Here is a 10,020-nt window from a genome sequence, read left to right on the forward strand (position 1 = left end):
TTAATACTGTGTATTAATCGCTTTTTTTGTATCAATTATTTAATCAAATACGCAATTTTAAGCTATGAAAACCAATTGATATTATTTATCGTCTATCGACTCACCCGTACCAAGTAGCGTGGCAACCCAGCGCCCTTCATCACTTGCCTCTAGGGCTATTTTAACAATCATGGTAAGCGGTACCGATAGCAACATGCCTACAGTGCCTAATAACCAACCCCAAAATATTAACGACAAAAACACCACCAAGGTAGAAAGCCCAAGCCCTTTACCCATAAATTTAGGCTCTACAATGTTACCCATTACCGTATTAATAATTAAATACCCTGCACCTACAAGCCCGGCTGTTAATGGTCCTTGTGTGATCAGTGCTAACAATACGGCTGGTACTGCGGCAATAATAGAACCTATATTAGGAATATAATTAAACATAAAAGCCAACACGCCCCACAGCACAAAGTAGTCAACATCTAAAATCCATAAATAAAATGCTGCAATAATACCGGTGGCTAAACTCACTAATGTTTTAATTGCTAAATACGAATTAATAGAAACCAAAAAGCGGTCAATTTGCTCCATTTTTCTATCTGGGTCGGCAAGTGCCATATGAATTTTTTTGCTTAATGCAGGCCCTTCAAAAAGCATAAACACCACAGTTAAAATTATTAAAAACATGTTTGCCATTACGCCACCTAAGCCGGTAAGCATATTCGTGGCTACATCAACCATTTTACCTGGGTCAAACATAGAGAGAATTTGATCTCTATCGATTAAGATATTGTATTGCGATGCAAGATCGACCAGCCAAACAAACTCTTCTTGTAACTGGGCTTTATATTCAGGAAGTTGCTGAGAAAAGTCGTTAACTGATTGTCCTACAAGGCCGCCTAAGCTTACACCTAAGCCCACAATGATAAGCACCACAATAACAACAGAAACCCCTTTAGGGATCCGATAGCGACCAAAAAATGTGATCAGCGGGTTGCATACAATGGCAATAAACGCCGCCAAAATAAAGGGAATAATAATAACACTTGCGGCCTTAATACCGGCTAATACAACCACCAGGGCTGCAAATATTATTAAGCTTTTATTTACGCCAGTTAAACTTGCCAACGCGCCAATCCTTTTCTTATGAAATTCGCTTTAGTGTAAGGCAAAAACTAATTAAATGAAATATTTACAAAGTGATCGTTGTTTTTTAGTTAACGTAATAATTTGCATTAAGATAGTTTAAATAGTATACATTTTAAACAAATCGTACACTTAAAATTGGTAAGATTTTTATGCATATTTTTTTTACAGGCGCTACAGGCCTAATAGGTAAACACTTAACGCCTTTTTTGCTACATCATCATAAAGTAACCGTACTGAGCCGAAATAAAACCAAAGCCCATGTATTGCTTGGTCATAATATTGATGTAGTAAGCAGCGTTGATGAGGTTAATTTTAACCATGTTGATACTGTGATTAATTTAGCCGGCGAACCTATCGTCAACAAACGCTGGACGCAGGCACAAAAACAAACAATTAAAAACAGCAGAATAAACCTTACCACGCAAATCAGCGATGCTATTTTAAATTGCAGCACGCCCCCTGCTACATTTATATCTGGCAGTGCCATTGGCTATTATGGCCGCCAAGGCGATACCCCCGTAGATGAAGACACCGACGATGTAAATGATGAATTTAGCCATCAGCTATGTAAAGAGTGGGAGCACGCAGCACTAAAAGCGCAAAGTGATAAAACACGGGTGTGCTTATTACGCACGGGAATTGTACTTAGCAAAAACGGCGGCGCTTTAAGTAAAATGCTTCCTGCGTTTAAATTTTTTGCAGGTGGCCCCATTGGAGATGGGGAGCAAGGTATGTCGTGGATTCATATTGATGACATGATTCAACTGATTTTATTTATTATAAAACACACGTCGCTTTGCGGGCCAATTAACGCCACTGCACCCACCCCTGTTAGCAATAAAGTATTTAGCAAAAGTTTAGGTAAAGCATTGTCTCGCCCTGCGGCCCTAACCATGCCAAGCCCTGTATTAAAAGTGTTAATGGGTGAAATGTCTGATTTGCTCACTACTGGGCAATATGTAATACCCAAAAAAGCGTTAGCGCATAATTACCGTTTTCATTTTACGGATATAGATTCGGCTCTGAGAAGTTTAATAAAGTAGGTGTATTCAGCATAGATACACCTACTAAAGGTTATAAAAATACTACTTTAAGCTAGGTTACTGTAATTAACATAAGCTTTAGTATCTAGTCTCCATTAAAATAGTCGTTTTATAATAAAAGAACCTTTCTATGCTGCACTTACCAACCGTTATAAGCCTTTCTTTTATTTTAAACCTTATAATTGGGCTGTATTTTATCTCTATTTATCAATATAAAAAACAAACTAGTTTTTTATATTTTGGCCTAGCTTGTACCACCTTTACATTCGCCATACTATGCGCAAGCTTACGCGTGATCATTGCATGGCCGTTTATTACCCATTACTTTGCCAGTTTATTTATTATTGCTTGCCCACTTTTTTTAATTATGGGATTAAAAGCACTCAGCCCTTTAAATAAAAGCATATGCAAGCAAGTTAGCTATTTACTCATCGTGGCTGCGGTTATTTTGCTCATAGTTTACAACACCGCTGTAGAGCAAATATTGGTTAGTTTAACTGTGGCAGGGTTATTTTTGTATGCCTCGTATATTGTTTTAAGCACCCGCTTTATAGCAAAATTACAGCAACGTATGCTATTGCTTTGCCTATTACTGCATGCACTCGTTATGCTAATACAGGGAGTTTTATTACTGTTGCCGTTTTTTACCGCGCTCAACTTTGATTTTGCCTCTGTTTTGCAATTTACTTTAGCTGTACACTTAATACTTGCCACTAGCGCCGCCCTATTGCTGCCTTTTTTAGTGTTTGCCAATACAGAGCATACACTCAACTCCCTTGCTAATCGCGACCCATTAACCCAGCTATTAAATAAACGCGGTTTAAATGCAGTGGCCAATACGTTATTTAATAAAAATAATGACGAGCATCCCCTTAGCATTATTATGGTCGATATAGACTTTTTTAAGCGCGTTAACGATGAATATGGACACGATGCAGGTGATGAGGCAATTAAATGGGTTTCGCAGCATATTGCCGCGCTTTTTTCTAACAGGGCAGTTACCGCGCGTGTTGGCGGCGAAGAGTTTGCAATTTTACTTAGCCACTGCACTTTAAATGAGGCACAGTGCGCGGCAAACACCCTCAGAAAAAACATTAAAAACAAGCCCTTTAGCTATTACGGCAACACCATTTATTTAAGAATAAGCGCTGGAGTGGCGTGCAGCGATACTCAAATAAGCTCTTTTAAATCGCTACTTAGTGCGGCAGATAAGCGCTTGTATATTGCTAAAACCACAGGACGCGACAAAGTTATATATGAATCTGCACAAAACCCTTTTATAAATAACAAACCGGTTTGCACATAAAAAAAGCCCTTCAATTGAAGGGCTTTGACATACACACTAAAACAAAATGATTACTGACATTTAAGCCCAGCAGAGTCTGCCTTATTAGGCACAAACTGAATGTTTGCTACCGACACTGAGGTTTTACTGCTTGCATGTAAACTAAAAGGGCTTGTAAGGCTTGCAAAGTCAACGCCTTGGTTAGCAAAACAACGTAAGTCTACCGACACCGACTGCCATTTATTTTTGATGGATTGATCAACCATTTTACTCAAGGCAATCGCACCACCACACTCACCTGAACAAGTCATAGCAAGGTTTACGTCATCGGTTAGTGGCTCATTGAGTTTAATATCAAAACTAATAACGCCATTAGCCTCTAAATACGTAATGGTATCTTCTGCAAAGCTTGTGACTATTTCAGCACTTGCCTTTTGCTCGCCACTAAAATTAAATTGGCGCGCGTCTTCTTGAACTGTTTTATCCTCAGTACGGTATTTAAGTGCACCCAGTTGATGAGTACTGCTTGATACATCTAATAGCTCATCGCCAGATTTAAGTAATAAACGCCACGGAGCAACCGGTGCTCCAACTAAAATATCCATACTAGTGAGTGCTGAGCTATCTAATTTAGAGTCTTCGTCTAAATTATCAGCCAATACATTTTTATCGCCATAAGTTAAACCAAAGCCGTACGGTAATAATGGGCTGTAATCGTCATCGCCTTTATTAACCGTTGCTTGTACTGCTGTTTTAGGCCATGAAAACGAAAGCTTGCCGCTAAAGTCGTGTTGAATGCTGCCATCTTTGGCTTTTAAAATAACATCGGCAACACCGCCGCCCTCTGTACCTGGCAGCCATGCTGCAACAAATGCATCTGAGGCATTTAATTCACTGTTAACCCACATAGGGCGACCCGAAATAAATACCGATACAACCGCAATACCCTGCTCTTTTAACGACTTTAATAACGCGAGCGATTTTTTATTACCTCGCTCAAATTCAAGGTTATCTCTATCGCCATGGCCTTCTGCATAAGGCTCTTCACCAAATACCACAACGGCTACATCTGGGCGCTCATCATATGAGCCATCCACACTTAAAATGGCACGACCACCCGCCTCAGTAATTTGTTTTTCAAGACCTGCATAAATAGACGTGGCACCAGGAAAATCAGCATTTTTGTTATTAGTCCCTTGCCAAGTAATACTCCAACCACCCGACTGCTTACCTATGTTATCGGCTCCATCGCCGGCAATAAGTACAGTTTGGTTTGCATCAAGAGGCAAAATATTGTTTTTGTTTTTAAGTAAAACAAGTGATTCGCGTACTGCCTGACGCGCAACTTCGCGGTGCTGCTGCGCACCAATTAGCTCAGTTTTACCCGAAAACTGACGCTTAGCTGGGCTTGGTTTATCAAATAAACCGGCACGCAATTTAACGCGTAAAATTCTACTTACTGCATCATCAATGCGCGACATGCTGATTTCGCCAGCTTTCACTTGCGCTATGGTGTTTTCGTACAGCGGCTTCCAAGCACCCGTTGGCACCATAAAAATATCAAGCCCCGCGTTAACAGCCTGTGCACAGCTTTCGTTTGTACAGCCTTCAATTTGACCGTGGCCATTCCAATCACCTACAACAAAGCCATCAAAGCCCATGCGGGTTTTAAGAACATCGGTTAACAGGTATTTGTTGCCGTGGTTTTTAACTCCATGCCAGCTATTAAACGATGCCATAACCGACTGACTTCCCGCCGATAAGCCGCCTACATAGCCTTGGGCATGTATATCAAACAAATCTTGCTCACTGTCGATATTATTACCTTGGTCATCGCCATCGACTGTGCCGCCATCACCTAAAAAGTGCTTAACGGTACTAATAACACGTTTATCACTTAAAAAGTCGCCATCGGCCTTGCCCTGTAAACCATTTACAATTGCAGCTGAATAATCGCGTACAATGCGGGGGTCTTCTGAATAACCTTCATAGGTTCTGCCCCAGCGGTCATCGCGCACAACAGCCACTGTAGGTGCAAATACCCAATCAATACCCGTTGCCATTACTTCAACCGCAGTGATAGCTGCTATTTGCTCAATCAATGCAGGGTTGTTTGCCGCACCTAAACCGATATTATGCGGAAATAAGGTCGCGCCAATTACATTATTGTGACCATGCACAGCATCGGTGCCCCACATTGTGGGTATTTTACTGCCATCAATAGAGTCATCTACCGACGCCTGATAAAAATCTTCAGCCAATTTTACCCAGTCCATTGGTGTTGCGTGTTTATCACCATTAGGAAAGGCACCGCCCCCATTTAGGTATGAGCCAAAGCCATATTTGCGCATATCTTCAACGGTAATATCACGAATTTCTGGTTGAATCATTTGAGCTACTTTTTGCTCAAGTGTCATCGTTTTTAAATAATCTGCTATTTTGGCTTCAATTTCTGGGTCTTGTTTTACGGCAATATTAAGTTTTGGCCAAATTTTCTCTGTTTTAGACAACGCATTATTAGCTTCAGGAGAGGTTGTCGCGTCATTTGAACAAGCCGCTAAAATGCCTAGTGATGCAATTAATGAGGCACGTGCTATTTTATTAAGTGAAAAAGGGGTTTTCATTATAGAGTCTCCTGAGCTTGAACTGGTTTGCTTCCGCTTAAACCATAAAACGCGATAAATAAGTAACAAAAAATTGGTAAAACATACGAAAGTTGAACACCCACGCTATCAGCAAGTGCACCTTGTAAAAGTGGCACTATTGCACCCCCTACAATCGCCAAGCACAAAATACCAGAGCCCTGCGCGGTATGCTTACCAAGGCCATTTAACGCTAAACTAAAAATAGTTGGGAACATAATAGAATTGAATAAACCAACCAGTAGTATTGACCACATTGCTAATTGACCCGACGTGCTCATGGCAATAACCACCAAAATAATAGCCATACTTGCGTTAAAGCCAAGTACTTTACCAGCGGGTAATTTTTGCATTACCGCTGCACCAATAAAACGCCCCACCATAGCTCCACCAAAATAATATGTGATGTAGTGAGCGGCAACATGCTCTTTTAAACCGGCAATATTTTCTTGTGCTAAAAAGCTAACTAAAAAACTGCCAATCGCAACCTCTGCACCTACATACATAAATATACCCACAGCACCGAGTGTTAGGTGGCGGTATTGCCATGCACTACCTTCAATTGTCTCTGACTTTTCAGCGGCTTCTTTTTGCTCATTCATTATGTCTGGTAATTTAAGCCACGCAAAAATACCGGCTAGTAAAATAAGCATGCCTGCTAATAGTAAATAAGGAAGTTGTACCGACTCTGCATTTTGTGCTGGTGTTAAAAACGCCTCAGAGGCAGAGTCAAGAATCAAAAATGCACCAAATGTAGGGGCAACCGTCGTGCCTAGCGCATTAAATGCTTGCGTTAAGGTAAGGCGAGAAGACGCTGTTTTAGGGGCGCCCAATAAACTTACATAAGGGTTTGCAGAAACCTGCAATAAGGTAATACCGCTTGCCAGAACAAATAAAGCAAACAGAAATACTGGGTAATTATGTAGCGCCGCGGCTGGGTAAAAAAGTACACAACCACATGCCGCTATAAGTAACCCCACTACAATGCCTTTTTTATACCCTAATTTTTTAACTATATAGCCACTTGGCAGTGACATTAAAAAATAAGCGCCAAAAAAACAAAACTGAACCAGCATTGCCTGAACATAAGTTAGGTTAAACACCGCTTTTAAATGCGGGATTAAAATATCGTTTAAGCAGGTAATAAATCCCCACATAAAAAATAAAGTAGTTAAAGATGTTAATGCAAAACCATAGTTTTTATCTTGGTAGTTTTGCGACTGTGTGTGTGTCGTCAGTGGTGCTGAACTGGCCATGGGCTCTCCGCAATTTATTATTATAAATTAATGCAAAAGTCGTTATTAAAAATTGCCGTGTAACCCAGCAACATTAAAGAGTTGACCTTCGTATCAATTAACACTAATCTAAAAATGTAAGCGCTTTCACGTGTAATTAAATACGAACATGTAACATATTTCAACAAGTTTTATTTTTTTATAAACGCGCCCTTACGCTTCATCGCAGTAAATACAGTGGCTATTTATGCATTTAAGGTTTAAAAAGGTTTGTTACTAATGACAAAATTATCGTTACCATCTCATTCACCTCTATTAACAAAAAACTTTGTTTATGGTGTGGCTACGGCATCATTTCAAATTGAAGGCGGGTATGAGCATCGCCTGCCCTGTATATGGGATACCTTTTGCGATACACCCAACAAAATAGCCGACAGCTCAAATGGGCATGTTGCCTGCGATCATTACAATCAGTGGCAAAACGACATTGAATTAATAGACTCGCTTGGCGTAGATGCGTATCGACTTTCTATCTCTTGGCCGAGAGTTATTACCTTATCGGGTGAGCTAAACCCTGAGGGCGTAAAGTTTTATACTAATATTCTTGATGAGCTTAATAAGCGCAACATTAAAGCGTTTGTAACGCTATATCACTGGGATTTACCTCAACATTTAGAAGATAAAGGCGGCTGGTTAAACCGCGATACAGCTTATGAATTTGCTCGGTATGTAAAGCTTATTAGCCAAGCATTTGTCGAGCGGGTATTTTCGTACGCGACCCTAAATGAGCCATTTTGCAGTGCCTTTTTAGGCTACGAAGTAGGCATACATGCCCCAGGTTTAGTGGGCAAAGAGTACGGTAAAAAAGCAGCGCACCATTTATTGCTTGCCCATGGTTTGGCAATGGATGTGTTAAAGCAAACCTCGCCTAATACTCAAAATGGTATTGTGCTTAATTTTACACCTTGCTACCCATTAACGCAGTCAGCAGAGGATATAAACGCAGCTCGTTACGCCGATGATTATTTAAATCAATGGTATATGAAACCAATAATGGATGGCCAATACCCAGAAATTATAAAACAGCTTCCTAGCAATCAGCAGCCTGAAATCCACCCAGGCGATATGGACATAATTTCACAATCTATTGATTACTTAGGCATTAATTTTTATACGCGCCAAGTATACAAAGCGCACCCTAGCGATATATACGAGCCACTTGCACCACAAGGGCCTTTAACCGACATGGGCTGGGAAATTTACCCGCAGTCGTTTACCGATTTACTTGTAACGCTTAATAACACCTACACCTTACCGCCTATTTATATTACCGAGAACGGCGCAGCTATGCCCGACACCATTAAAAATGGCGAGGTAAACGATGTAGATCGCCTAAACTATTATCATAGCCACTTAAATGCCGTGCACGATGCCACAGCCCAAGGGGTTAATATTATTGGTTACTTTGCGTGGAGCTTAATGGATAATTTTGAATGGGCTGAGGGCTACTTAAAACGCTTTGGTATTGTTTACGTTGATTATAAAACTCAGCAACGTACTATAAAAGCCAGTGGCCAAGCTTATAAAAGCTTGATACAAAGCCGTAAATAGCCAATAAAAGCTATTCAATTAATCGCATAAATAAAAATCAAAAAGCGAGAACCTAACATCATGATAAGTGTAAAAGAAAAAATAGCCTATGGCCTTGGCGATACGGCAAGTAATATTATTTTTCAAACAGTTATGATGTTTTTAATGCTTTACTACACAGATGTAGTAGGGCTTTCTCCTGCGGTGGTAGGCACCATGTTTTTAGTGGTTAGGTTGTTTGATGCCATCACCGACCCAGTTATGGGCAACTTAGCCGATAAAACACAGTCGCGCTTTGGCCATTTTAGGCCCTATTTATTGNTGGCTTGCCCTGCCCTTTGCGCTTATTAGTATTTTAGCTTTTACCACGCCAGAACTTGAAGGCACTGATAAAATTATTTACGCCTTTACTACCTACAGCTTGCTTATGGTGGCGTATACCGCCATAAATATTCCTTATTGCGCATTAGGTGGCGTGCTCACTAACGATGTAAAAGAGCGTGTTAGCGTGCAATCGTATCGTTTTGTGTTTGGTATGTTAGGCGGCGTTATTGTTGCGGGCTGTACAATGCCAATGGTTGAATACTTTGGCCAAGGCGATAATGCCAAAGGCTACCAATACACCATGACGGCAATGAGCTTGCTTGGCTTAGTGTTATTTTTACTGTGTTTTTTTGGTACCAAAGAGCGCGTAGAGCAACCGCCTGAGCAAAACCTGTCGTTGTTTAAAAGTTTAAAAACCTTGATTAAAAACGATCAATGGCGAGTCCTGTGCGCTGCCGCGCTATTTTTACTCACTGGCCAAGTATTACGTTTAACCTTAGGGGTTTATTACGTTAAATACTATTTAGGGCAAGAAGATTTAATTACCTCCTTTATGACCCTAGGAGTGGTTGCCAGTATGGTTGGGTGTGCGTGTGCTCAGCCGTTGGCTAAGCGATTTTGTAAAATAAAAGCCTATATTAGTTTGCAGTTAATCGCTGCGGGCATATGTATTGCGAGCTATTTTATCTCCCCTGATAACATTACCTTGGCATTTGCTGCCTTTATTTTGTGGAAGTTTTTTTTAGATATGGCCACCCCGCTAC

6 protein-coding genes and 1 pseudogene are annotated in these 10,020 nt (G+C 40.5%); 4 read left to right on the plus strand and 3 right to left on the minus strand.

All coding sequences use genetic code 11. The features are described from left to right. Positions 1 to 81: 81 nt before the first annotated feature. Positions 82 to 1,116, minus strand: coding sequence for an AI-2E family transporter (locus tag L650_RS0107320; RefSeq protein ID WP_024033443.1), 1,035 nt, complete (start codon positions 1,114 to 1,116; stop codon positions 82 to 84). Between the two features lie 170 nt (positions 1,117 to 1,286). On the opposite strand from L650_RS0107320, the gene L650_RS0107325 reads away from it, so the two are divergent. Both L650_RS0107325 and L650_RS0107330 read left to right on the plus strand, forming a co-directional pair. Continuing rightward, positions 1,287 to 2,180 (plus strand): TIGR01777 family oxidoreductase, encoded by an 894-nt coding sequence (locus L650_RS0107325; RefSeq protein WP_029772702.1) that lies wholly within the window; start codon positions 1,287 to 1,289, stop codon positions 2,178 to 2,180. Positions 2,181 to 2,310: 130 nt separating this feature from the next. After that, positions 2,311 to 3,486 carry a GGDEF domain-containing protein gene (locus tag L650_RS0107330; protein WP_029772703.1) on the plus strand — a complete coding sequence of 392 codons (1,176 nt, stop codon included), beginning with the start codon at positions 2,311 to 2,313 and terminating at the stop codon, positions 3,484 to 3,486. Positions 3,487 to 3,536: 50 nt separating this feature from the next. On the opposite strand, the gene L650_RS0107335 is transcribed toward L650_RS0107330, so the two are convergent. Beyond that, on the minus strand, positions 3,537 to 6,089 hold the full coding sequence (locus tag L650_RS0107335; protein WP_029772704.1) for a glycoside hydrolase family 3 protein: 2,553 nt from the start codon (positions 6,087 to 6,089) through the stop codon (positions 3,537 to 3,539). Further along, complete coding sequence (locus tag L650_RS0107340; protein WP_024033438.1) at positions 6,089 to 7,363, minus strand: sugar MFS transporter; 1,275 nt, start codon at positions 7,361 to 7,363, stop codon at positions 6,089 to 6,091. Before L650_RS0107340 ends, L650_RS0107335 begins: the two co-directional genes overlap by 1 nt. Before the next feature lie 258 nt (positions 7,364 to 7,621). Between L650_RS0107340 and L650_RS0107345 the strand changes: the two genes are divergently transcribed. After that, complete coding sequence (locus tag L650_RS0107345; RefSeq protein ID WP_029772705.1) at positions 7,622 to 8,953, plus strand: GH1 family beta-glucosidase; 1,332 nt, start codon at positions 7,622 to 7,624, stop codon at positions 8,951 to 8,953. 60 nt (positions 8,954 to 9,013) lie between these two features. Beyond that, positions 9,014 to 10,020, plus strand: a pseudogene (locus L650_RS0107350) (glycoside-pentoside-hexuronide (GPH):cation symporter); the annotation flags it as partial.

Origin of the sequence: Pseudoalteromonas sp. TB51, assembly GCF_000498055.1 — a bacterium.
Taxonomy (GTDB): Bacteria; Pseudomonadota; Gammaproteobacteria; order Enterobacterales; family Alteromonadaceae; genus Pseudoalteromonas; species Pseudoalteromonas atlantica.